Annotated in this window: 24 protein-coding genes; 16 read left to right on the top strand and 8 right to left on the bottom strand. The window is 49.8% G+C overall.

Features of this window, described 5'->3' with window-relative positions; translation table 11 throughout:
- Positions 1-194: 194 nt before the first annotated feature.
- The 10 genes from trpB to BQ7489_RS04445 all read left to right on the top strand — a co-directional run bounded on the left by trpB (position 195) and on the right by BQ7489_RS04445 (position 10,397).
- Complete coding sequence (gene trpB / locus BQ7489_RS04490) at positions 195-1,376, top strand: tryptophan synthase subunit beta (protein WP_072530111.1); 1,182 nt, start codon at positions 195-197, stop codon at positions 1,374-1,376.
- 8 nt (positions 1,377-1,384) lie between these two features.
- Entirely contained in the window at positions 1,385-2,785 is a 1,401-nt protein-coding gene (locus tag BQ7489_RS04485) for an anthranilate synthase component I family protein (protein ID WP_072532026.1), read from the top strand.
- A gap of 24 nt (positions 2,786-2,809) precedes the next feature.
- Positions 2,810-3,373, top strand: coding sequence for an anthranilate synthase component II (locus BQ7489_RS04480; RefSeq protein ID WP_072530110.1), 564 nt, complete (start codon positions 2,810-2,812; stop codon positions 3,371-3,373).
- 14 nt (positions 3,374-3,387) lie between these two features.
- Positions 3,388-4,383 carry an anthranilate phosphoribosyltransferase gene (gene trpD / locus BQ7489_RS04475; RefSeq protein WP_072530109.1) on the top strand — a complete coding sequence of 332 codons (996 nt, stop codon included), beginning with the start codon at positions 3,388-3,390 and terminating at the stop codon, positions 4,381-4,383.
- A 28-nt stretch (positions 4,384-4,411) separates the two neighbouring features.
- Positions 4,412-5,206, top strand: a complete 795-nt coding sequence (trpC, locus tag BQ7489_RS04470) for an indole-3-glycerol phosphate synthase TrpC (RefSeq protein ID WP_072530108.1) — start codon at positions 4,412-4,414, stop codon at positions 5,204-5,206.
- Positions 5,200-5,817: a phosphoribosylanthranilate isomerase gene (locus tag BQ7489_RS04465; protein ID WP_072530107.1), complete on the top strand. Its 618-nt coding sequence runs from the start codon at positions 5,200-5,202 to the stop codon at positions 5,815-5,817. Before trpC ends, BQ7489_RS04465 begins: the two co-directional genes overlap by 7 nt.
- Positions 5,814-6,590, top strand: coding sequence for a tryptophan synthase subunit alpha (gene trpA, locus BQ7489_RS04460; protein ID WP_072530106.1), 777 nt, complete (start codon positions 5,814-5,816; stop codon positions 6,588-6,590). The genes BQ7489_RS04465 and trpA overlap by 4 nt, the downstream gene beginning before the upstream one ends.
- 183 nt (positions 6,591-6,773) lie before the next feature.
- Positions 6,774-7,829: an asparaginase gene (locus BQ7489_RS04455; RefSeq protein WP_374044795.1), complete on the top strand. Its 1,056-nt coding sequence runs from the start codon at positions 6,774-6,776 to the stop codon at positions 7,827-7,829.
- Between the two features lie 76 nt (positions 7,830-7,905).
- The gene (locus tag BQ7489_RS04450; RefSeq protein ID WP_072530105.1) at positions 7,906-8,592 is read left to right on the top strand and encodes a response regulator transcription factor; all 687 of its coding nucleotides are present in this window, start codon (positions 7,906-7,908) and stop codon (positions 8,590-8,592) included.
- Between the two features lie 17 nt (positions 8,593-8,609).
- Complete coding sequence (locus BQ7489_RS04445) at positions 8,610-10,397, top strand: sensor histidine kinase (protein ID WP_072530104.1); 1,788 nt, start codon at positions 8,610-8,612, stop codon at positions 10,395-10,397.
- Here BQ7489_RS04445 and BQ7489_RS04440 read toward each other — a convergent pair.
- Genes BQ7489_RS04440 through mutY form a run of 4 tightly spaced genes read right to left on the bottom strand, consistent with a single transcriptional unit; the run spans position 10,394 to position 13,918 of the window.
- Positions 10,394-11,017 carry a 4'-phosphopantetheinyl transferase family protein gene (locus BQ7489_RS04440; RefSeq protein ID WP_072530103.1) on the bottom strand — a complete coding sequence of 208 codons (624 nt, stop codon included), beginning with the start codon at positions 11,015-11,017 and terminating at the stop codon, positions 10,394-10,396. The two genes, BQ7489_RS04445 and BQ7489_RS04440, sit on opposite strands and share 4 nt — an antisense overlap.
- 1 nt (position 11,018) lies before the next feature.
- Complete coding sequence (gldE, locus tag BQ7489_RS04435; RefSeq protein WP_072530102.1) at positions 11,019-12,374, bottom strand: gliding motility-associated protein GldE; 1,356 nt, start codon at positions 12,372-12,374, stop codon at positions 11,019-11,021.
- A 31-nt stretch (positions 12,375-12,405) separates the two neighbouring features.
- Complete coding sequence (locus BQ7489_RS04430; protein ID WP_072530101.1) at positions 12,406-12,846, bottom strand: single-stranded DNA-binding protein; 441 nt, start codon at positions 12,844-12,846, stop codon at positions 12,406-12,408.
- Positions 12,847-12,859: 13 nt separating this feature from the next.
- Positions 12,860-13,918: an A/G-specific adenine glycosylase gene (gene mutY, locus BQ7489_RS04425; RefSeq protein WP_072530100.1), complete on the bottom strand. Its 1,059-nt coding sequence runs from the start codon at positions 13,916-13,918 to the stop codon at positions 12,860-12,862.
- Positions 13,919-14,100: 182 nt separating this feature from the next.
- Between mutY and BQ7489_RS04420 the strand changes: the two genes are divergently transcribed.
- The gene (locus BQ7489_RS04420) at positions 14,101-14,376 is read left to right on the top strand and encodes an HU family DNA-binding protein (RefSeq protein WP_072530099.1); all 276 of its coding nucleotides are present in this window, start codon (positions 14,101-14,103) and stop codon (positions 14,374-14,376) included.
- Between the two features lie 321 nt (positions 14,377-14,697).
- Positions 14,698-16,272, top strand: a complete 1,575-nt coding sequence (locus BQ7489_RS04415; protein WP_072530098.1) for an Rne/Rng family ribonuclease — start codon at positions 14,698-14,700, stop codon at positions 16,270-16,272.
- Positions 16,273-16,375: 103 nt separating this feature from the next.
- Here the strand turns inward: BQ7489_RS04415 and ric are convergent, their stop codons facing one another.
- Positions 16,376-17,110 carry an iron-sulfur cluster repair di-iron protein gene (gene ric / locus BQ7489_RS04410; RefSeq protein ID WP_072532024.1) on the bottom strand — a complete coding sequence of 245 codons (735 nt, stop codon included), beginning with the start codon at positions 17,108-17,110 and terminating at the stop codon, positions 16,376-16,378.
- Positions 17,111-17,319: 209 nt separating this feature from the next.
- Here ric and BQ7489_RS04405 point away from each other — a divergent pair, with 209 nt between their 5' ends.
- The 3 genes from BQ7489_RS04405 to BQ7489_RS04395 are packed head-to-tail and all read left to right on the top strand — an operon-like array spanning position 17,320 to position 21,254.
- Positions 17,320-18,918 carry a dipeptidase gene (locus BQ7489_RS04405; RefSeq protein ID WP_072530097.1) on the top strand — a complete coding sequence of 533 codons (1,599 nt, stop codon included), beginning with the start codon at positions 17,320-17,322 and terminating at the stop codon, positions 18,916-18,918.
- A 40-nt stretch (positions 18,919-18,958) separates the two neighbouring features.
- The gene (locus BQ7489_RS04400) at positions 18,959-20,137 is read left to right on the top strand and encodes a C1 family peptidase (protein WP_072530096.1); all 1,179 of its coding nucleotides are present in this window, start codon (positions 18,959-18,961) and stop codon (positions 20,135-20,137) included.
- 16 nt (positions 20,138-20,153) lie between these two features.
- Positions 20,154-21,254, top strand: coding sequence for an SGNH/GDSL hydrolase family protein (locus tag BQ7489_RS04395; protein ID WP_072530095.1), 1,101 nt, complete (start codon positions 20,154-20,156; stop codon positions 21,252-21,254).
- Between the two features lie 4 nt (positions 21,255-21,258).
- On the opposite strand, the gene BQ7489_RS04390 is transcribed toward BQ7489_RS04395, so the two are convergent.
- Positions 21,259-22,263, bottom strand: coding sequence for an aldo/keto reductase (locus BQ7489_RS04390; RefSeq protein WP_072530094.1), 1,005 nt, complete (start codon positions 22,261-22,263; stop codon positions 21,259-21,261).
- A gap of 158 nt (positions 22,264-22,421) precedes the next feature.
- On the opposite strand from BQ7489_RS04390, the gene BQ7489_RS04385 reads away from it, so the two are divergent.
- On the top strand, positions 22,422-22,838 hold the full coding sequence (locus BQ7489_RS04385) for a NifB/NifX family molybdenum-iron cluster-binding protein (protein WP_072530093.1): 417 nt from the start codon (positions 22,422-22,424) through the stop codon (positions 22,836-22,838).
- Positions 22,839-22,921: 83 nt separating this feature from the next.
- Here the strand turns inward: BQ7489_RS04385 and BQ7489_RS04380 are convergent, their stop codons facing one another.
- Both BQ7489_RS04380 and BQ7489_RS04375 read right to left on the bottom strand, forming a co-directional pair.
- Positions 22,922-23,398, bottom strand: coding sequence for an NADH-quinone oxidoreductase subunit NuoE family protein (locus BQ7489_RS04380; RefSeq protein WP_072530092.1), 477 nt, complete (start codon positions 23,396-23,398; stop codon positions 22,922-22,924).
- Between the two features lie 4 nt (positions 23,399-23,402).
- Positions 23,403-25,172: an NADH-dependent [FeFe] hydrogenase, group A6 gene (locus tag BQ7489_RS04375; RefSeq protein WP_072530091.1), complete on the bottom strand. Its 1,770-nt coding sequence runs from the start codon at positions 25,170-25,172 to the stop codon at positions 23,403-23,405.
- Between the last annotated feature and the right edge of the window lie 3 nt (positions 25,173-25,175).

Here is a 25,175-nt window from a genome sequence, read left to right as displayed (position 1 = left end):
ACAAAGTACTATTAATATGACAAATTCATTTGTAAATACATTGTTCTGGTGGCGCCACTTACTACTTCCAAAGTCGTAAGGCAATCAGTCATGTATATACAATTAAGATATTAAAAGGCTGTCGTACTTACGACAGCCTTTATTTTTTTACCATTATTAATGAAATAATCAATTCAAAATACAAATTAAGACTTATGAAAACGTATCAGGTAAACCAAGACGGCTATTACGGAGATTTCGGCGGAGCATATATTCCGGAAATCCTTCATCAGTGTGTAAAAGATCTGCAAGACGCATACCTTAAAGTACTGGAAAGTGACGATTTCAAGAAAGAATTCGCCCAATTGCTGAAAGACTACGTGGGACGTCCTTCTCCACTCTATCTGGCCCAGCGGCTTTCCGAAAAATACGGATGCAGAATCTATCTCAAGAGAGAAGACCTGAACCATACCGGAGCACATAAGATCAACAATGCTATCGGACAGATACTGCTGGCACGCAGGATGGGAAAGACACGGATCATTGCCGAGACCGGAGCAGGACAACACGGTGTAGCTACAGCTACCGTCTGCGCCTTGATGAATATGGAATGTGTAGTATACATGGGTAAAACCGATGTAGCCCGCCAGCACGTAAATGTAGAAAAGATGAAAATGCTAGGAGCTAAGGTAGAAGCCGTAACTTCGGGTAATATGACGCTGAAAGACGCTACGAACGAAGCTATCCGCGACTGGTGCTGCCATCCGGAAAATACTTACTATGTCATCGGATCAACCGTAGGTCCACATCCTTATCCGGATATGGTTGCCCGTCTTCAGTCTGTCATCAGCGAAGAAATCAAGAAACAGCTGGTAGAACATGAAGGAAGAGATTATCCCGACTACCTGTTCGCCTGTGTAGGAGGAGGCAGCAATGCTGCCGGAACAATCTATCATTACATTGATGATGAACGTGTAAAGATAGTGCTGGCCGAAGCCGGTGGAAAAGGTATTGAAACAGGTATGTCGGCTGCAACCATCCAATTAGGAAGATTGGGTATCATACACGGATCAAAGACTTTGATCATTCAGGATGAAGACGGACAGATCACCGAGCCATATTCCATTTCGGCAGGGCTCGACTATCCGGGTATCGGACCGATGCACGCCAACCTGGCCAAACAGCACAGAGCCTCAGTCTTTGCCATCAACGACGATGAAGCAGTAAAGGCGGCATACGAACTGACCCGGCTTGAAGGAATCATTCCGGCACTGGAATCGGCCCATGCCCTGGCAGCACTCGATAAAGTAAAGTTCAAACCGACAGACATTGTCGTACTTACGGTATCCGGACGTGGAGACAAGGATATCGAAACTTATCTTAACTATTATAAATGATTACCCACATGAAAACATATTCATATACAACTGCCCAGAAACTGATTTTGGGCGACCTGCATACTCCGGTAAGTACATACCTGAAGGTACGCGACCTGTTTGTACAAAGTGCATTAATGGAAAGTTCCGACTATCACGGAAGTGAAAACAACCGTTCTTTCATCGGACTGAACCCGATTGCCAACATAAGCGTCAGCCATGGTATTGTTACCTATACTTATCCCGACGGCACCCATGAAAAGGAACCCCTTACAGAAACATTCCGCGTAGAAGACGCCATCAACAAATTCCTGGCCTGCTTTCATGTGGAAGGAGAATACGCCAGATACTGCGGACTTTACGGATATACGACATTCAATGCAGTACACTACTTTGAAAATATACCGATCAAGGACAGCCGAGAATTCCGTAACGATGCACCGGATATCCTTTATATCTTATATAAATACCTGATCGTTTTCAACGATTTCAAGAATGAAATGGTGCTTATTGAAATGCAGAACGATCAGGAGCCGAGCCATATCAATGAAATAGAGAAGGCGATAAACAACCGTAACTATGCTACTTACCGGTTCCATGCCGTAGGAAACACCACCAGTCCGCTGACTGATGACGAACACAAGGCCAACATCAGGAAAGGTATCGCCCACTGCTTGCGCGGAGACGTATTCCAGATAGTCCTGTCACGGCGTTTCATCCAGAAATTCCAAGGCGACGACTTTACACTGTACCGTGCATTGAGAAGCATCAACCCGTCTCCATACCTGTTCTATTTCGATTTCGGCGGTTTCCGCATTTTCGGGTCATCACCCGAAACCCACTGTAAGATTGAGGATGGATGTGCAACCATAGACCCAATTGCAGGGACAACCCGCCGCAGCGGTGACAAGGAGACAGACAAGAAACTGACTGAAACATTACTGGCCGACCCGAAAGAGAATGCAGAACATGTAATGCTTGTTGACCTGGCCCGGAACGACTTGAGCCGCAACTGCCACAACACTCACGTAGAATTCTATAAGGAACCGCAATATTACAGCCATGTAATCCATCTGGTAAGCCGTGTCAGCGGAACATTGGACAACGGAGCCAACCCCATCAAGACTTTTATCGACACATTCCCGGCAGGAACATTGAGCGGAGCCCCAAAGATACGCGCTATGCAGCTGATCAGCGAAATAGAACCGCATTGCCGTGGAGCATATGGAGGCTGTATCGGTTTCATCGGACTGAACGGCAACCTGAACCAGGCAATCACCATCCGTACTTTCGTCAGCCGTAACAACGAACTCTGGTTCCAGGCCGGAGGCGGTATTACAGCCCTGAGCAACGAAGAAAATGAGCTGCAGGAAGTAAACAACAAACTGGGAGCACTAAAAAAAGCCATTTTACTGGCAGAAACAATCTAAACCGATCATAATACAAATACAATCATGAAAATTGTCATCATCGATAATTACGATTCATTTACATACAACCTCAGGCATCTGGTCAAGGAACTGGGATGTGAGGTTACCGTTCTGCGCAACGACAAATTCAAACTGGACGAACTTGAAAAATTCGACAAGATCCTATTGTCACCGGGACCGGGTATCCCGGAAGAAGCCGGTCTGCTGCTTGACGTTATCCGTACCTATGCAGGTAAAAAACCGATATTGGGAGTATGCCTCGGAGAGCAGGCTATCGGACAAGTGTTCGGCGGAAAGCTGACCAACCTCGACCATGTGTTGCATGGAATACAAAGTACAATAAAGATAGTCGCCGACGATTATCTCTTCGAGAATCTGCCCCGTGAAATTCTGGTCGGGCATTACCACTCATGGGTTGTCGACACCGACGGACTGCCCGACTGCCTCGAAATTACTGCAACCAGCAAACAAGGCTATATCATGGCACTGCGTCATAAAGAATACGACATACGGGGTATCCAGTTCCATCCGGAATCTGTCCTCACCCCCGACGGCAGACAAATCATCAAAAACTGGTTAAACCATTAACAGGAACTATCATTATGAAAGAGATACTTACAAGACTCTTCAACCATGAAGAGCTGACACAGGACGAAGCATATAGCTTGATGCAGAACATAACTTCAGGCAATTATAACGAAGTACAGATAGCTGCCTTACTGACCGTCTACCAGATGCGTTCGGCAAAAGTGGATGAAATCATCGGATTCAGGAAAGCACTGCTCGAAACCCGTATTCCCGTCAACCTTGACGCCTATAAGCCGATTGACATCGTAGGAACCGGAGGCGACGGAAAAAACACCTTCAACATTTCAACTTGCGCCTGTTTCATAGTAGCCGGCGCCGGTTATCACGTAGCCAAACACGGAAATTACGGTGCGACTTCTGTCAGCGGTGCCAGCAACGTGATGGAACAACACGGAGTAAAGTTCACCAACGATGAAAAGAAACTGGTCCGCTCCATCGAAGAATGTAACATGGCCTACCTGCATGCCCCTCTTTTCAATCCTGCCATGAAATACGTGGCACCGGTACGTAAGGCCATACAGGTACGTACCCTGTTCAACCTGCTCGGCCCGCTGATCAACCCGTGTCTGCCCGCCTACCAGTTATTAGGAGTTGCCGATCTGGCCCAAATCCGCCTGTACTCAAACACATTACGGCAGCTGGGTATCGGATTTGCGGTAGTAAACAGTCTGGACGGTTATGACGAAATTTCAATGACCAGTGAATTCAAGGTCATGACCAATCTGTATGAAACCATCTATACCCCTACCGACCTGGGCTTTTCAATGGCCAAAAGCCATGAACTGTATGGAGGCGATACCCCACAAGAAGCGGCACAGATTTTCGATGCCGTCCTGCAGAACCGGGCAACCCGGTCACAGACCGAATGTGTGCTCATAAACGCTTCTTTCGCCATCCAGGCAATGGAACCGGGGAAAACCATTGATGAATGTATCGGGATATCCAAAGAATCACTGGAAAGCGGAAAAGCATGGAAAGCATTCAAGAAATTCGTTGAATTGAACAGCTAACCTTTATTTACACAAAAACAAAAGAATCATGGACAAGAAAGATATATTAACTGAAATCATGGAGCATAAACGTACGGAAATAGCCCGGCAGCAGGAAGTCGTATCATACGACTTCCTTGAAGCCCACTGTTCCGACTGTCAGAAACTGCGCAGCATGAAATCAAGTCTGGCCTCTTCACCTTCCGGCATCATCGCCGAATTCAAACGCCGCTCGCCTTCAAAAGGCTGGATCAAGCAGGAAGGTGATCCTGCCGTCATACCTCACAGCTACCAGACGGCCGGAGCTTCGGCCCTTTCCATACTGACCGACAGCCAGTTCTTCGGCGGCTCCCTGAAAGATATCAAGACAGCCCGTCCTACAGTCGACATTCCGATTCTGAGAAAAGATTTCATCTTCTGCGACTACCAGCTCCTGCAGGCCAAGGCAACCGGTGCCGATGCCGTGTTACTGATTGCCGCCTGTCTGGAAACCGGTGAATGTCGTACACTGGCACAGAAGGCGCACGAACTGAACCTGGAAGTACTGCTGGAAATCCATCAGGAAAGTGAATTAGGGCATGTAAATGAATTTGTAGACATGGTAGGCGTAAACAACCGTAACCTGGGAACCTTCCACACCGATGTGGAAAATTCGTTCCGCCTGGCAGAAAAGCTACCCAAAGACATGCTGCTGGTTTCGGAAAGCGGAATTTCCAGTCCGGAAACCATCGTACAACTCAGAAAAGCCGGTTTCCGGGGATTCCTGATAGGAGAATCCTTCATGAAGACCCACGATCCCGGAGAAACATTACGGAATTTTATAAAAGGAATAGAATCATGCTAGTCAAAGTCTGTGGTATGAAAGATCCGGACAATATCCGAGCTGTAGAAGCATCGGGAGCCGACTGGATGGGATTCATCTTTTATGAACGCTCCCCCCGTTTCGTATCCTCTCCGCCTGCCTATCTCCCGGAATCGGTGAAACGCGTAGGGGTGTTTGTCAATTCACCCTATGAATATATCCTCCGCCAAGGAGATAACATGAAACTGGACATCATCCAGCTGCATGGAAATGAAACTCCCCAAATGTGCAGAAGGTTGCAGGAAAAAGGATACAAAATCATCAAGTCTTTTTCACTGGAAAATGTAAATGACCTGCAGAAGACCGGTCCTTACACTACCTGTTGCGACTATTTCCTGTTTGACACCCCGTGCAGCAGCTATGGGGGATCCGGAAAGAAATTCAACTGGGATCTGCTGGCAGAATACCAAGGAGGAATCCCGTTCATCCTAAGCGGTGGACTCAATCCCGACAGCCTGGACGACCTGAAACAGTTCAATCATCCCCGATGGGCGGGTATCGATCTGAACAGCGGATTCGAAACGTCTCCAGCACTCAAAGACATAAAGACATTGAAAACATTTATCAAGAACTTCAAAACATCAGCACTATGAACCGTATCAATGAATTATTCAACCGGAAAAAAAACAATATACTTTCACTTTACTTCTGTGCAGGCACCCCTACTTTCGAGGGCACTGCCCAGACTATCCGGACACTGGAAGAAAAAGGTATCGACATGATTGAAATAGGTATACCTTTCAGTGATCCGATGGCCGACGGACCGGTCATCCAGGACGCATCCGTCCATGCACTGAAAAACGGTATGACCTTGCGTAAACTGTTCGGCCAGCTCAAGGATATCCGGCAGACGACAACCATCCCCCTGATTCTGATGGGATACCTTAACCCGATCATGCAATACGGTTTCGACAACTTCTGCAAAAGCTGCCAGGAATGTGGAATCGACGGCATGATCATCCCCGACCTTCCATACAAGGACTACATGGAAGAATATAAACCCATATCCGACAAATACGGGCTACGTGTCATCATGATGATCACACCCGAAACCAGTGAAGACCGTATCCGAAACATCGACGGACATACCGACGGGTTTATCTATATGGTTTCTTCAGCCGCCACGACCGGAGCACAGAAAGACTTCAATGAACAGAAACAGGCTTATTTCCGCCGGATAGAGGCCATGAACCTGAAAAATCCGCGTATGATCGGTTTCGGCATCTCAAACAAACAGACCTATGAGGCTGCAGCTTCACACGCAGCCGGATGTATTATCGGAAGCAAATTCGTAACCTTGCTGGAGGAGGAAAAAGGAGATGCGGCAAAAGCTGTCGACCGACTGAAAGAAGCCCTGAATTCGTAAACAGCATCAATCAATATATAAACATCAGAAGGCATGTTTTGTCGTATTTGAATCTCATATTTATTCAAAGGAAACAAAACAATGCCTTCTTTTTTTGTTTTTCAATGAACCGAAGAGTCTTTTTCTGACAAATATTTCATATAACCAATAATTTAGACTAACTTTGTCAGCAAACAATGCATTATGAATATAATTGAACCTGACTTCCCTTCCGTTTTGTTAATATACACCGGAGGAACTATCGGAATGATCGAAAACCCCGAAACCGGGGCTTTGGAAGCCTTTAATTTTGACCAGCTCGAAGAAAACGTTCCTGAGCTGAAACGCTTCAATTACCGCATCGCTTCCTATCAGTTCACCCCTCCCATCGACTCGTCCGACATGGAACCTCCATTGTGGGCAAAACTTGTAAAGATCATCCATTACAATTATGACAATTTCGACGGTTTCGTAATCCTTCACGGTACCGACACCATGGCTTATACGGCATCGGCACTGAGCTTCATGCTCGAAAACCTGAGCAAGCCCGTCATCCTTACCGGAAGCCAGCTACCCATCGGGGTTCTCCGTACCGACGGAAAAGAAAACCTGATAACTTCCATTGAAATTGCCGCCGCCAAACATCCCGACGGCACAGCCGTAGTGCCCGAAGTCTGCATCTTTTTCGAGAACCAACTGCTGAGAGGTAACCGTACCACTAAAATAAATGCTGAAAACTTCAATGCGTTCCGCTCATACAACTACCCGTCTTTGGCTACAGCAGGTATCCACATCAAATATGAATACGACCGGATTCTGAAGGCAAAAAATAACCTGCCTCTGCATCCGCATTACGTATTCGACACCAATGTACTGGTGCTTACCATCTTCCCCGGAATCCAGGAGAAACTGGTCAATACCATCCTGCATACTCCCGGACTGAAGGCTGTAGTACTGAAGACCTTCGGATCGGGGAACGCCCCACAGAAGGAATGGTTTATCCGCCTGCTGAAAGAAGCGACCGACCGCGGCATCGTCATAGTCAACATAACACAATGTCAGACAGGTATGGTGGAAATGGCACGTTACGAAACCGGACTTCACCTGCTCGATGCCGGTGTAATCAGCGGATACGACGCAACGGTAGAATGTGTGCTGACCAAGCTGATGTTCCTGCTCGGACACGGACTCAGCCCACAGGAAGTACGCTATGAAATGGGCCATTGTCTCTGCGGAGAATTCACACGCCCCGCATTGTAACCCTTTTGTAATACATATTTCATAGCGGCGAAATAAAGATCCACGATTTTTGCAGAAAACAAAAAACAGAATAATTATGAACGATTACCGTATTCTTGTTGTAGACGACGAAGACGACCTCTGCGAAATTCTAAAGTTCAACCTTGAAATGGAAGGTTACAGAGTGGATACCGCCAACTCGGCCGAAGAAGCCCTCAAAATGGACCTTACACAATATAGCCTGTTGCTGCTGGATGTCATGATGGGAGAAATTTCCGGATTTAAAATGGCACGTATGATGAAAAACAACAAAGATACGGCCGATATCCCTATCATTTTCATTACGGCCAAAGATACCGAAAACGATACCATCACCGGTTTCAACCTGGGAGCCGACGACTATATTTCAAAACCGTTCTCCCTCCGTGAAGTCATCATGCGTGTAAAGGCCGTACTGCGCCGGACGGCTTCCGTGCATATCAAGGAAGAAGAACAGCTCCAATACAAAGGGCTGGTCATCAATGTTCCGCAGAAAAAAGTGACCATAGACGGAAACGAAGTATCGCTTACCAAGAAAGAATTTGAAATCCTGCTGCTGCTGGTACAGAACCAGAGCCGTGTGTTCTCACGCGAAGATATCCTGGCTAAGGTATGGAATGATGAGGTATATGTGCTTGACCGTACCATCGATGTAAACATCACCCGCCTGCGCAAGAAAATCGGTGAATACGGGAAATATATCGTAACCCGTCTGGGATACGGCTACTGTTTCGAATGTGAATAAACCAGACTTTCCCCATCATGACAAAGCTAACGTACCGCCTGTTACCTTTCAGCCGCCGGCTGTTCCTTACGGTCATGCTCCTGTTCATAGCTGTAACCGTATGTTTCATGACTTTCCAGTACCAACGAGAGAAGGAATACAAGTGCGACCTGCTGAATACCCAACTCCAGAACTACAATGTCCTGCTGTATGATTTCCTGTCGATTACAGGAACGGAAAACATTGATTCAATGCAGAATTTCGTAGCTATGCACATGATACCCAACCTGCGTGTCACTCTGATAGAGCCCGACGGTAGGGTGATCTACGACAATACGGAAAGGGATGTGAGCAACTTTCCGAACCATATTTCCCGCAAGGAAGTGCAGGAAGCCTTGTCATACGGAAGCGGATACGCAATAAACCGCCATTCGGAAACGGTAGAAGGTGAAGATTTCTTCTATTCGGCCCAATATTTTCCCAAGAAACAACTGGTCATACGCTCGGCACTCCCCTATAACCTGAGTATGAGCGAACACCTGAAAGTGGACTCCAGATACCTTTGGTTCACCCTGGTAGTCAACCTGCTGATCATTTCCATCTTTTACCGCTATACCCGTAAACTTGGAAAATCCATCACACAGCTCCAACGTTTTGCCTACAAGGCCGACCATAACGAACCGATCGACATGGATATTCTGGAAAGATTTCCCAAAAATGAACTGGGAGAAATCTGCCAGCACATCATAACCATCTACAAACGTCTGCATAAAGCCAAAGAAGCTCTCTATATAGAACGTGAAAAACTGATATCACACCTGCAGACTTCCCACGAAGGACTGGGAGAATTTACCAGAGAAAGGAATGAGATTCTGGTAAACGACCTCTTTACCCAATATGCCAATACCATCTCCGACCATAATCTCGGGTCTACCGAAGAGGTATTCGACATAGCGGAATTTACCCCTATCAAGAATTTTCTGGACAAGAACCAGAACAGCGGAAAAGAAGAGAAAAGACTGGCTCTCCACATCGACAAGAACGGCCGCTCCTTCTCGGTAGAATGTATTATCTTCCAGGACCATTCGTTCGAAATCTCCATTATCGACGTGACACAGGAAGAAGAACAGGCCCGTCTCAAACGGCAGCTCACGCAGAATATCGCACACGAACTGAAAACTCCGGTAAGCAGCATACAGGGATACCTCGAAACGATACTGAACAACAAGAATCTTCCCGAAGCGACCATGAGAAGCTTCCTGGAACGCAGTTATGCACAAAGTAACCGACTGACATTCCTGCTCAGAGACATTTCAGTCCTCACCCGGATGGATGAAGCACCTAACCTGGTAGAAAAAGAAAAGGTAAACATCAGCCAGATTGTAGCCAACATGCTGAACGAAGTGGCAATGGGACTGGAAGAGAAACAGATGACGGTAGTCAACAAATTACCGCAAAACCTGACCATTCTGGGAAACAGCTCACTGCTATATTCCATATTCCGCAACCTGACCGACAATGCCATCGCTTATGCCGGCATAGGAGTACAAATCACAATCGACTGTTTCCGGGAAGATGAAAAATGTTATTATTTCAGTTTCTCCGATACCGGTGTAGGAGTTGCGGAAGAACATCTGAACCGCCTGTTCGAACGTTTCTACAGGGTAGACAAAGGACGCTCACGCAAACTCGGAGGAACCGGACTGGGACTGGCTATCGTCAAGAATGCCGTCCTCTTCCATGGAGGAACCATCTTCGCGAAAAATAATCCGAAAGGCGGACTGGAATTTGTCTTTACATTACAGAAGAACAAGGAAAACAGTTAACGGGGCAAGACACTCCACGTACATACGAAATCCGGATGGACCCAATAGTGTATTCCGAAAGCGTAATGCCATGGAGTACGGAATTCAGAGGCCCTCATCATCCCCTCATCGTGGAGCGGGAAAGGCAGAATACGCAGATGTTCCTTAAAATCGACTTCCGGCTCATCCATCAGCTTGTACATCGTTTCTTTAGCCGACCAGTGCAGCAGTCTCTGGCAAACGGTAGGTGCCGGTTCGTCATCACGTATAAAACGCGGCATAATCTTGTTCACCCGATCTGAAAAATACTCGATGTCTATCCCCACCCGGTCGGTCGGATGTATCCCTACGGCCACATAACCTCTGGTATGCGATATGGAAACGGAAAAAGAACGGTCATCCAGATAAGGACGGCCCGACGGATAATGTCCTATCCGCTTTTCCTCCCCACCACACAGATGCTTCAATAACACCCTTACGGCCAGATACTCCATCTTCCGCGAATCAGCCCTCAAACAGGCCAATTCACTGTCGTACGGAAGGGAAGAAAGCAGCATGGAACGCAATTCACCGGCCTGTTCCAGCACCTGCCATACGGCAAATGTCCCGCCGTCACACTCCCACTTCTTCAACAAAGGCATATCATTTCTCTTTCTTTACCTCCGGCTTGACAGGATTCACTACCACCTTCACCTTTACAATACGGCGGGCATCCATCTCCAATACCTCAAAACGGTAATTATTGTAATTGATGACTTCATGCAGCACCGGGAATTCTCCTTTAAGCTCCAGCAGCAGGCCGGCCAATGTATCCGCATCACCCGCTACACGCTCAAATTCATCGGCATCGATATCCAGTACCTTGTAGAAATCCGAGAGCAAGGTCTTTCCCTCAAAGATATAGACACCTTCCGAAAGTTTCACGTAGGTACGTTCCTCATCATCATACTCATCGTTTATCTCACCCACAATCTCTTCTATGATGTCTTCCATGGTGACAAGACCCGATGTGCCGCCGAACTCATCGACCACAATGGCAATGTGTATCTTGTTTTTCTGGAAATCACGGAGCAGGTCATCGATCATTTTCGTCTCCGGAACAAAATAAGCGGGACGTATCAGGTTCTGCCACTTGAAGTCAGCGCCCTTATCCACATAAGGAAGCAGATCCTTTATGTACAGGATGCCCTTTATGTTGTCACGCGACTCCTTGTAGACCGGAATCCGCGAATATGCATTGTCTACCACACATTTCAATACGTCACTGAACGATGTGTCAATATCCAGGTCCACCATATCCAGGCGGGAAGTCATAACCTCTTTCGCCGTCTCTTCCCCAAAACGGATTATCCCTTCCAGCATATTGCTTTCTTCCGAAATTTCATTCTTGTCGGTCAGCTCCAACGCCTGTGAAAGCTCATCCACCGAAATGTTCGGGGCTTTCTGCTTCTGGGCCAGACGGTTGATCAGAAAAGTGGAGTGTACAAGCAGCGCCGATACCGGCTTGAATACCCAGCGGAGAAAGTAGATGACCGGAGCTGCCTTGCGGCAGAAAGAAAGCGTGTGCTGCGCCGAATAGATTTTCGGCATGATCTCACCGAAAAGCAGCAGCAGGAAAGTCAGCACAACCGTTATCAGCAGGAATTCCAGTACCTGGGCATTCCCGAAGTCAATCACACTGGCAAAGAAATAATTGCACAGCATGATAATGGTTACATTAACAAAATTATTGGATATAAGGATGGTTGCCAGTAAATATTCCGAATCACCGAGCAATGCCTTGATACGCGAATCCGACGGATGTTCCTCTCCGTCAATCTTGCTCAGGTCGGATGGCGACAAGGAAAAGAACGCTATTTCGGATGCCGAAACAAAACCGGAAGCATACAGTAAAACAGCCGCCAGAATAATAGCTACGACAGCTCCTGCGGTAGGAGGAGTGACGGTTACTCCGTCACACAGATTCTGCCAAAAAGATAAATACGAGTCAGGGTCCAAGGAAATAAAATTTAGTTAAACATCAAATTACTCAGAAAGGCAGGTCATCCGAAGCGTCAGATGCCGGCGTCTGCACTGAAGGTTGCGGCTGGGGCTGTACAGAAGGCTGAGGCTGGGAAGCGGGTGCCTGCTGTGCCTGGCGTGGGGTCAACATTTCCATATTGTCTGCAAAGATCTCAACCACATAACGCTTGATACCGTTCTGGTCGTCATAAGACCGTGAACGGATTTTGCCTTCAATATAGAGCTTGTCGCCTTTATGAACATATTTTTCGGCTGTCTCGGCCAGTCCGCGCCACAATACGATGTTGTGCCACTCGGTACGTTCGGGTACCTGCGTGCCGTTAGCCAGCGTATATCCGCGGTCTGTCGTCGCCAGCGGGAAAGTGGCTACAGCCACTCCACTGTCCAAATATCTCACATCCGGGTCTTTACCCACATTTCCGATCAACTGAACTTTGTTTAATGACATAATCTTTCTAATTCTATTTATTGGGTTTCAAAATTAAAGAAAAAAAACGAGAAACCAAACGCGATACCGGAAATTTATGTAAATCTGCTGTCAGCACTTTCCGGTACGGACCGCATATCATATCCCCCTCACGTATTTCCACTTCATAGCAGGAGGCATGTATCACCCGGTGTGACAGGACGTGCTTCACATTCTTCTCCACCAGGCCGGTCCGCAATACCGTACACCCTTCAAAAAGTCTTTTCCATTCCTCGGACCCCGACAGGTTTTCTTCTTCGGGCAGTGCAGCGGTTTCCATCAGCGGCATTTCATAAAGGTTTTTCCAGATATCATCTCCGGTCCTCTTATGTATAAACGTAAAGTCGCCCGAAATAATGAACAGATAAGTGAAAAAACGTTCCGAAACTTTCGTTTTATGCTGTTTCACGGGGAGGCGGTCCACCCATCCCTTCTGAAGGGCCACACATGAGTCCGACAAAGGGCAGAACATGCAGGACGGCGACGAGGGCGTACATTGCAGCGCCCCGAAATCCATGATCGCCTGGTTGTACAAGGCCGGATCTTCCTTTACCAGCAGTTCTTCGGCAAGTTCCCGGAAGTAGTTCTTCCCTTTCACCGAATCTACCGGCATGTCTATCCCCATCCAGCGGGAAAGTACCCGGTACACGTTTCCGTCTACCACCGCACAAGGCAGTCCGAAGGCGAATGAACAGATGGCGGCGGCCGTATAGTCGCCCACCCCTTTCAGCCTGCGCACTTCTTCGTACGTATCGGGGAAATACCCCTTTCCGGCTATTTCACGGGCGGCGGCATGCAGGTTCCGGGCGCGCGAATAATACCCCAGTCCCTGCCAGTACTTCATCACCTCGTCTTCACCGGCCTCGGCCAGGGAATTCACGTCGGGAAAACGCCGGATGAACCTGCAGTAATAATCATATCCCTGAGCTACCCGGGTCTGCTGCAGGATGATTTCCGAGACCCAGATCCTATAAGGATCTTTTGTATTTCTCCAGGGCAGATCGCGCCCGTTTTCCTTATACCATTCCATTATACGTACTCCGAAAGATGCCATCCGATTCCTATTATTTTAAAATGTAAAACTGCTGTAACCGCCTGCAAAAATAGGGCTTTTATCGATGAGCTTCATACTTTTTTATAAAATTTGTCTGTGAGAAATTTCTTAAAGAGCAAGAAAAGCTATATATTTGCAGTCCAAAAAATTAAGATAACGTATAACAATAATTATTAGGAGCAATGACTAAAGCAGATATCGTAAACGAAATTGCTAAAAACACAGGTATTGACAAACAGACAGTATTAACGACCCTGGAAGCATTCATGGATTCAGTCAAAGGGTCTTTGTCTAAAGATGAGAATGTATACCTCCGCGGCTTCGGTAGTTTCATCGTCAAGAAAAGAGCTCAGAAAACGGCACGGAACATCTCAAAAAATACTACCATCATTATCCCGGAACACAATATTCCGGCATTCAAACCAGCTAAGACATTTACTCTTTCAGTAAAAAAATAATTAACATTTAGTATTAACCTAATAAAATTTTTGAAGCTATGCCAAGCGGAAAGAAAAGAAAAAGACATAAAATGTCTACTCACAAACGTAAAAAAAGACTGAGAAAGAACAGACATAAAAGCAAAAAATAATTGTTAGTCTGTCCGACTTCAATAAAGAACAAACTTGCAAAGAGCTTTTCGATAGTCTTTCAAGTTTGTTCTTTGTGTATAGTCTTGAATTCACCACAGAGGAAACAAGGCGGCACTGTCATTCCAGACATGGTTGCAACTCATGCCCTCCGTGATGATTATTTTCATTAACATTAAACCTAAGTAACAAGTGACAAGCGAATTAGTTGTAGACGTACAGCCCAAAGAGATCTCCATAGCCCTTCTTGAAGACAAGAACCTGGTTGAATTCCAGAAAGAGGAGCGGAATCTTTCCTTCTCGGTAGGCAACATGTACCTGGGAAAAGTCCGTAAACTGATGCCGGGACTGAATGCCTGTTTCGTTGATGTGGGCTTCGAAAAAGACGCTTTCCTTCATTACTTGGACCTGGGACCTCAATTCCACTCTTACCAGAAGTATCTGAAACAAGTTGTCAGCGACAAAAAGAAACTGTACCCGATGGCGAAAGCTTCCATGCTGCCCGACATCGACAAGGACGGAGCCATAACATCCGTTCTGCAGCAGGGACAGGAAGTCATCGTGCAGATTGTCAAGGAACCTATTTCGACCAAGGGACCGCGTCTCACTTGCGAACTCTCGTTCGCCGGACGCTATCTTGTACTCATCCCTTTCAACGACAAGGTTTCCGTGTCTCAGAAAATCAAGTCGGGCGAAGAGCGCGCCCGCCTCAAACAGCTGCTCCAAAGCATCAAGCCCAAGAACTTCGGGGTCATCGTACGTACCGTAGCCGAAGGGAAACGTGTGGCCGAGCTGGACGCCGAGCTGAAAGTGTTGCTGAAACATTGGGAAGAAACCATCACAAAAGTACAGAAGGCCACCAAACTGCCTTCACTGGTATACGAAGAGACAAGCCGTACCGTAGCCATGCTGCGCGACCTGTTCAACCCCTCGTATGAAAATATTTATGTAAACGACGAAGCCGTTTACAACGAAGTAAAAGATTATGTAGCGTTGATCGCCCCCGAACGGACGAATATTGTCAAACTCTACAAAGGTCAGCTTCCCATCTTCGACAACTTTGCCATTACCAAACAGATCAAGTCGTCATTCGGAAAGACCGTCTCCTACAAGAGCGGAGCCTATCTGATCATCGAGCATACCGAAGCCCTGCACGTAGTCGACGTGAACAGCGGCAACCGTTCCAAATCGGCCAATGGTCAGGAAGCCAATGCACTCGACGTCAATCTGGGCGCTGCCGATGAGTTGGCACGCCAGCTTCGGTTAAGAGATATGGGAGGTATCATCGTGGTCGACTTCATCGACATGAACCTTGCCGAAAACCGCCAGAAACTCTATGAACGCATGTGCCAGAACATGCAGAAGGACCGGGCGAAACATAACATCCTCCCGCTGAGCAAATTCGGCCTGATGCAGATAACCCGCCAGCGGGTACGTCCGGCTATGGACGTGAAGACCGACGAAGACTGTCCTACCTGCTTCGGTAAAGGCAAGATCAAACCTTCCATCCTGTTTACAGATACTCTGGAAAGTAAAATTGACTACCTGGTCAACAAGCTGAAGGTAAAGAAATTTACGTTGCACATCCATCCTTATGTAGCGGCCTATGTCAATCAAGGCATCGTATCCTTGAAACGCAAATGGCAGATGAAGTATGGATTCGGCATCAAAGTGATTCCCAACCAGAACCTCGCCTTCCTGGAATATAAATTCTATAACGAGAAAGGTGAAGAGATAGACATGACTGAGGAATTCGAAATCAAATGACATTGAAAACCCATAAAAAAACGCCCCGACATGAATCGGGGCGTTTTTTATGAATTATATCTTTCTGTCCTGTTACCGGACTTCAAGGTTCTCCGCTTCCGCATCAGCAGACTCTTACCCATTTCCGTTCCAGCTCCACAGCCTTCGGGAACAGAATGTTATTCTCCAGATGGATATGCTCATAGAGTGCGTCTACAAATTCCTTCAGCTGCTGCATGACAAGTCGGTAGCTTGCGCATCCGTCGGCCGGAGCCGTAAAATTGTCTGTCAAACCGGCTACCCGGTGATAACGGTCACCTTCCCCTTCATGCTCCATACGCATCACACGGATGGGATTCGATACCGTACCGCAATGCATCTGTCCGATAGGACGGCCGGCTTCCGAAGCCTCAAACAGTTCCAGCAGATAAGGGAAGAGCACATTCTCTTCTTTCTGCAGGTGCTGCTCAAGTTCCTGCAACGATTCCACAAACAGCTCTTTCACCTCGTGCAATTCCGGATGCCTGCCGCCATGCACCGACTCCACCTTTTCCAGCAGTTCCAGTATACCCGGACCTTCCCTGCGGATTCCTCTGTGATGAATCTTCAATATGTAGTCTATCAGCAGATCAAGCGGCCACGATGCGAACTCACCGGCCACCGGACGGGCATCCCCGGCTGCTTCCAGGGCTGCAGCCACTTCTTCTACCGATACTCCGTTCCCGGCACATGCAGCTTCCAGAGGTGTGTCACCGTGACAACAGAAATCAATTCCGTATTGTGCGAAGACACGGGCCGCAGCATAGTTGCCGGCAACAATTTTTCCTACTTCTCTTTCATACATCTTTTCTTTTTCCATATGCATTTTGATAGAATGTTTATCCTTTTTCCTTGTTTCACGCTGCAAATATCCCTATTCTACACGGAAAATTCTGTCACCTATGTTACAATCCGGAATTTTTTTATAAATCATACCACAAGTCAACCATTATTTTAACCGATATCTTTGTTCATCCTATACTTTTTTTCATTACTTTTGCCTCATGTTATCATTTTAATGTTAAAATCATGAAAGTCTATAGCACAATTCTTCTTATCGGACTAGCTTTCTCGCAATTTGTCAACGCACAAAATCCAGTCCATTATGATCCGGACTGCTGTACCAGTATCATGGTAGGCCGGAATGCCACAACCGACGGTTCCGTCATCACCAGCCATACCTGCGACAGCTGGTACCGTACCTGGGTGAACATCGAACCCGCCCATGACTATCCCAACGATACCATCATGGAAATTTACGACGGACGTATGCATACCGAATCGGCAACCGACCAGACCAACCTGAAGATTAAAGGTACCATTCCACAGGCACGTCATACCTATTCATTCCTCGATACAGCCTATCCCTGCATGAACGAAAAACAGCTGGCTATGGGAGAAACCACCATCAGCGGACGCGATACCCTCTATAACAAGAAAGGCATGTTCCGCATCGAAGAGCTTGCACGGGTGGCCCTGCAGCGCTGTACCACAGCACGCGAAGCCATCACCCTCATGGGAAAGCTCATCAAGGAATACGGATACGGTGATTCCGGCGAATGTCTGACCATTGCCGACCCGAAAGAAGTATGGCACTTCGAGGTGTTCGGTGAAGGCCCCGACAAAGTAGGCGGTGTCTGGGCTGCCGTACGTATCCCCGACGATGAAGTGGGTGTATCGGCCAACATCCCCCGTATCAGTACACTGAATCTGGACGACAAAGACAACTACATGGCTTCGGAAAACGTATTTAGCGTGGCAAAGAAACTGAAACTCTGGGACGGAAAGGAACCGTTCAAGTTCTGGAAAGCCTACGGAGGCCCCAACTACTCCGGAAAGATGAAGGCTTTCAGCGTCCGTGAATACTTTATCCTGAGCACTCTGGCCCCGTCGCTCAAGCTGAGCATGGACGCCGAAGAGCTTCCCTTCAGCGTAAAACCCGAAAAGAAACTGAGCGTATCCGATGTGCTGGCTTTCTTCCGCCAGACCTATGAAGGTACGGAACTGGAAAACATACGCAACCTGAAGGTTGTCGAGAAGGACAGAAAGACAGGAAAGACAGATACCATCATCAGTCCGGCAGCCAACCCCTGGATGCGCCCGGACGAAATCAAGATGCTGAACGGCATCCGCGAAAACGCAGTCACATCCAACCGTAACATAGCCGTACCCCAATGTGCCTACGCTACCGTCATCCAGCTCCGCGGCTGGCTCCCCGACGCTGTAGGCGGTGTATGCTGGTTCAGCATGGACAATCCGGGACAGAGTCCGCGTGTACCTATCTTCTGCGGTACAACCGACCTGCCGGCCATCTACAAGATCTGCGGAAACCACCGCTACCGCGAAGACGCAGCCCTCTGGCACTACCGCCGCGCCAACAAGCTGGCTACCGTACGCTGGGGAAATGCCCGCGGCATCATGGAAAAGAACATTCTCCACTTCGAGAAGAAAGGACTGTCCGAACTCCCGACGGTGGAAGCTACCTACCAGCGCATCCTGAAGGAAGAGGGAGAAACGGCAGCCAAGGCTTACCTTACCGGCTATACCACCGACTTTATCGGAGCCACCATACTCCGCTGGGATGAAATGGCAGCCAAATACTGGAACGACTACCGCTTCGGATTCTAAAGGACAATATAGGAAACCAACAACTGAAAACGCATAAAATATGAAAACAAGAACTCTTACATTTGCCGCCCTGCTGTTCGCTTCGGCAACATTATGGGCACAAGACGGTTACCGTTTCACTACCGTCGTCAACCAGAAAGTGACACCGGTAAAGAACCAGGCTTCTACAGGAACCTGCTGGTGCTTCGCCACCACTTCCTTCATTGAAGCCGAACTGCTCCGTCAGGGAAAAGGCGAATACGACTTGTCTGAGATGTACATCGTACGCCAGAAATACCTGAACCAGCTGGAAGACAATTTCATGCGCCACGGACGTGGTAACATCGGACAGGGAAGTATCTCACCGAGCTGGTTCACCGCCTTCGAACAGGTAGGAATCGTTCCCGAGGAAGTGTACAGCGGCATCAACTACGATTCCAAGACACATAACCACAAGGAACTGGCCGGATACCTGACAGCCATCGGCAAGGAAGCCGTGAAGTTGCGCCAGGCCAGCCCCGAATACAAGGAGCTCATCAACAGCCTGTTCGACATCTACATGGGCAAGCTCCCCGAAAAGTTCACCTACAAGGGAAAGGAATATACCCCGAAGAGCTTTGCCGAAAGCCTGGGCATCAACCCCGACGACTACGTGATGCTTACCAGCTTCACCCACAAGCCTTATTACCTCCCGTTCGAAGTCGAGATTCCCGACAACTGGGAACACGCCCGGATGTACAACCTTCCGCTCGATGAAATGATGGCGGCTACCGACCATGCCCTCGAAAGCGGCTATACCGTAGCCTGGGACGGTGACGTGAGTGAAAAAGGATTCTCCTTCAAGAACGGCGTAGCCATCAACCCGGAAGTGGGAAACATCGACGAGTTCAAGGATACCGACCGTGCCCGCTTCGAGAAGATGGATCCGAACGAACGCCTGGAAGAGATCTACAAGTTCAAGCAGCCATATCCGGAAGTCAACGTGACTCCCGAAATCCGTCAGGCCGGCTATGAATCGGGCGCAACGACCGACGACCACCTGATGCACCTCACCGGAATAGCCAAGGACCAGAACGGTACCAAGTACTACATCACCAAGAACTCCTGGGGTACGGAACGCAACGCCTTCGGCGGTTATCTCAACATGTCGGAAAGCTTCGTACGCGCCAAGACCATCTACGTGCTGATGCACAAGGATGCCCTGACAAAAGAGATGAAGAAAAAACTGGGTATCAACTGATTTGAAGAGACCGCTCATGAAAAGCAGACTGCTTCTACCATACATGGCTGCCGCCCTTCTGGGCAGCAGCCATTTTTCCGTTGCTGCGGCCCAGACCGGGAAAAGCTTTTTCCCCGCAAGCAGTGAACAGATCGTGTATATGGGACGCACCAGCCATACCTACCCCGATTCCGTGCGGTTCACCTACCCGGGAGTAACCATATCCGCCAATTTCGAAGGCACCTTCCTGCAGATGAAGACACGCCGTGGAAGCGGGTCGTTCATGGTCGAGATTGACCGCCAGCCGGCCATCCGTGTTACGGCATACCAGAACGATTCCGTCGTCACGCTGGCCGAAGGACTGGCAGATACGGTACACAGCGCACGCATCATGTATGTACTGGAAGGGTATCGCATCAAACCGGCCTTCCTGGGCTTCTACCTCGACAAGGGACGCAAGCTCGCCCCCGCCCCCCAGTTGCCCGGACGACGCATCGAATTCATAGGCAACTCCATCACCTGCGGCTACGGCGTGGAGTCGGAGAATCCCCGCGACCCGTTCACTTACGAGACCGAGAACCATTACTACACCTATGCGGCCCTTACCGCCCGCGCCCTCAACGCACAGCACCTGGTGGTGGCCCGCTCCGGCATCGGAATCTACCGTAACTATAACGGCCCCGTAACCGGAAGCCCCGACTGCCTGCCCGCCATGTATGAACAGACCCTGTTTACCGACCCTTCGGAGGAATGGGACCACAGCCGGTTCACCCCCGATGTAGTCTGTATCAACCTGGGTACCAACGATACCGGCGCCGGCAAATACGACATGCGCCTGCTTACCGACGCATACCGCCAGTTCCTGAAACGCCTCCGCCAGCATTATCCACACGCCAAGATCGTGTTGCTCAGCGGGTCCATGATGAGAGGCCGGCAGCTTGCCGACGTAAAGAAAGCCATGGATACCGTGGCCGACGAGCGCAGAAAGGAAGGCGACACGGAGATATACCGCTTCGACATGTCACCGCAGACCGGATCACTCGGCTACGGGGCATCCTATCACCCGAGCCGCCGGCAGCAGATGAAAATGGCGGCCGAGCTCACCGCCTACCTCCGCCGGATTACAGGATGGGACTGACGTCTCATCCCTTTATGACAGTGTCAATAGCCTGAAGCTCTTCGGCATCGAACGAGGTGTTCCGCAAGGCCTTCAGGTTATCGGCTAACTGTTCCACCGAACTGGCCCCCACGATAACCGAAGTCACCAGCCCGTCTTTCAGCAGCCAGGCCAGAGCCATCTCGGCCAGCGTCTGTCCGCGGCGTGCAGCCAGACTGTCCAGGTCTCTGATCTTGCGGAGCATGTCTTCCGTAAGCGCCTCTTTTTTCAGGAAACCTCCGCGCGCTATACGCGAATCTTCCGGAATACCGTTCAGGTAACGTCCGGTAAGCAATCCCTGCGCCAGCGGCGAAAAGGCCACAAAACCGGCCCCATTCTCCTGGGCCTCCTTCAGTATCCCCGCCTCTTCCGGAGCCCGGTCCAGCATGTTATACCGTCCCTGGTACAGCAGGCACTGCACATCCCGTTCCTTCAGGTACCGGTAGGCAAAACGGGCGGCCTCGGGCGGGTATTTCGAGATTCCCACATAAAGCGCCTTCCCCTGACGTACCATATCCACCAGCGTCTGCAACGTCTCCTCCAGCGGTGTTTCCGGATCATAGCGGTGCGAATAGAAGATATCCACATAATCCAGGTTCATCCGTTTCAGACTCTGGTCCAGACTGGCCGTCAGCGACTTGCGCGACCCCCAGTTGCCGTAGGGTCCGGGCCACATGTCGTGCCCCGCCTTGGTAGCTATGAACAGCTCGTCGCGGTACGGTGCCAGCGAACGTTTCATCACCTGACCGAAAGTCTCTTCGGCCGACCCGTAGGAAGGTCCGTAATTGTTTGCCAGGTCAATATACGTGATGCCGTGATCGAGCGCGTAATGCAGCTTGCGTTCACTGCCGGCCAGCGTATCCACATCACCGAAATTATGCCAGAGTCCCAGCGAAATCTCCGGCAACAGAATACCACTCTTACCGGCCCTCCGGTATTTCATCCCGTTTTCATAACGGTCCGGGGCTGCGGCATATACAGGATTTATCATAACTTTTTTCCGATTAAAAGATTACAAACTCTACAAAGGAACCCATTTTCATTGAAAAAAACAACCCTCCAAGGCACATTTCCTTCCGGTTTACGCCCTACTTATCTGCTGTTTTTCGTATCTTTACCGCCCTAACCAAACAAAAAAATCAAAATATCATGAAACTAGCAATTCCTACAAGAGACGGCATGGTAGACGACCATTTCGGACACTGTGCCTACTACACGATAGTAGAAACCGATGAAGACAACCGGATCGCATCGACCGGAACCGTCGAATCGCCCGAAGGCTGCGGATGCAAGTCGAACATCGCATCCACCTTGCGCGAGATGGGAGTGACCGTCATGCTGGCAGGAAACATAGGCCAGGGTGCGGTAAACAAGCTGTCCGAAAACGGGATTACGGTAATACGCGGATGCAAAGGTGAAATAAAGGAAGTGGCCCAGGCCTACCTCGACGGAAAGTTGGTAGACAACGCACAGGTGTGCGACCATCACGACTGCCACCACCACGAGAATGAAAGCATCCTCAAAAAGACCATACAGGCAGTAAAGAAATACACGCTGCTCAAATAACAGAAAACAGCCATAGCAGCTTCCAGGCGTTCCGGTAACATACCTCCGGAGCGCCTGAAATTTTATACGGCCGGCACACAGCCTCATTCCAGTCCGTCAAGGATAGCCTTGATATCCGCCGCCTGTAGGCGTCCGTACACCTTTTCGCCCACCATCATCACCGGAGCCAGTCCGCAGGCCCCCACACAGCGCAGGCAGTCGAGCGAGAATTTCCCGTCGGGGGTAGTCTCCCCCACATCAATCCCCAGCCTCCTCTTCAGCTCCTCCAGCAGCTTCTCGCCGCCCCTCACGTAACAGGCCGTACCCATACACACCGAAATAGGGTACTTCCCCTTCGGAGTCATGGTAAAGAACGTATAGAAAGTCACCACCCCGTACACCCTCGAAACCGGAATGTCCAGCTTCCGGGCAATGACGCGTTGCATCTCTTCCGGCAGATACCCCTGCAACCCCTGCGCCTCATGCAGGATGTTGATCAGTTCCCCGGAGTCGTTACGATGTCTGTCGCAGATCGCCTCCACCTGGGAGACGATGTTGCAGGCTAGTCTTGTTTCAGCCATACCTTCAGTCCTTCCGTCTGTTGAAATAATGTGTATGCAGCAGTTCATGCGACCTTGCGCCCAGAGGCCTTCCCAGAAACTCCTCGTAAAGCCGGGTGATGAACGGGTTTTCATGCGACTTGCGCAAAAGCTTCTGCCGGTCTTCCCGGTAAAGCGCCTCCGCCCTGGCTCTCAGGATGTCCGAATTGCCGTGGTGGATTGGCTGTCCGCCTCCTCCCACACAGCCACCCGGGCAAGCCATGATCTCGATTACATGGTAATGGTTCCTTCCGGCACGGATATCGTCAAGCAGTTTCCGGGCGTTACCCAGTCCGTGGGCGATGCCCACCTTCAGGCTAAAGCCGTCCAGATCCACCTCCGCCTCGCGGATACCTTCCATCCCCCTTACCTGCCGGAACTCCAGTTCCTCCAGCACCTTTCCCGTATAGATTTCATAGACCGAGCGCAGGGCAGCCTCCATCACCCCTCCGGTAGTGCCGAATATCACTCCTGCACCGGTCGATTCCCCCATCGGAGAATCGAATTCCCCGTCGGGCATGTTCTCCAGCGAAATGTTCGACCGCCTGATGAGCCGGGCCAGCTCACGTGTAGACAGCGAATAGTCCACATCAGGAATCCCCCCACTCCGGAACTCCGGACGGTCGCACTCGTACTTCTTCGCCAGGCAGGGCATGACGGAAACCACCACCAGCTTCTCCCTGGGAATACCCATCTTCCCTGCCCAGTAATGCTTGGCCACCGCCCCGAACATCTGCTGCGGCGAACGGGCGGTCGACGGGATATCCAGCATATCGGGGAAATAATGCTCGAAGAAATTCACCCATGCCGGACAGCAGGAAGTAAGGATAGGCAGCTTGCTCGTCGCGTCGCCGTGCAGGTGGTTTTCCAGCCTCTCCAGAATCTCACTCCCCTCCTCCATCACCGTCAGGTCGGCGGCAAAATCGGTATCGAACACATAGTCGAAGCCCAGTTCCCGCAGGGCCGTGACCATCTTACCCGTAACCAGCGTACCGGCAGGCATGCCGAACTCCTCCCCCAGTGCGGCGCGTACCGCCGGAGCCGTCTGCACCACCACAACCTTGTCCGGGTCGCTCAGGTCCTCCATCAGCCGGTTGGTATGGTCCCTTTCCGTAAGCGCCCCTACCGGACAGACCGCCACGCACTGCCCGCAGTACGTACACTCGCTTTCCGACATCATCCTGTCGAACGCCGGGGCAATCGTGGTATTGAACCCCCTTCTCACCGCTCCCAGCGCCCCTACCGTCTGCACCTCGTTGCACACCGTCTCACACCGGCGGCAGAAGATACACTTGTCCATGTTGCGCACAATGGAAGCCGTAACCTCCCGCTTGCGGGGCGAAAGCTCCCCTCCGTTGAAAGGCATCTCACGTATATTGAACCGCAGGGCCAGGTTCTGCAGCTCGCAGTCGCCCGACTTCGGGCAGGTAAGGCACTCGTTCGGGTGGTCCGAGAGAATCAGTTCCGTCACCACCTTCCGGGCGTTCATCACCCGCAGCGTACTGGTCCTCACCACCATCCCCTCCCTGCACTCCGTAGAGCAGGCAGGCGCCAGGTTCTTCCGTCCCTCCACCTCCACCACACAGATGCGGCAGGAAGCCGGCGTACTCTTTATACAGGTCCCTTTCAGGTCCACATGGCACAGCGTAGGAATGTCTATCCCCAGCAGCCTCGCCGCCTCCAGCACCGTAGTCCCTTCGGGCACCGAAATGTCGTGCCTGTCAATCTTCAGGCCTACCATCTTCTTCTCTTCCATAAC

Source organism: Bacteroides ilei (assembly GCF_900128495.1).
Taxonomy (GTDB): domain Bacteria; phylum Bacteroidota; class Bacteroidia; order Bacteroidales; family Bacteroidaceae; genus Phocaeicola; species Phocaeicola ilei.
Note: the sequence above shows the minus strand (reverse complement) of the source record. Positions and strands in the feature narration are given on the sequence as shown.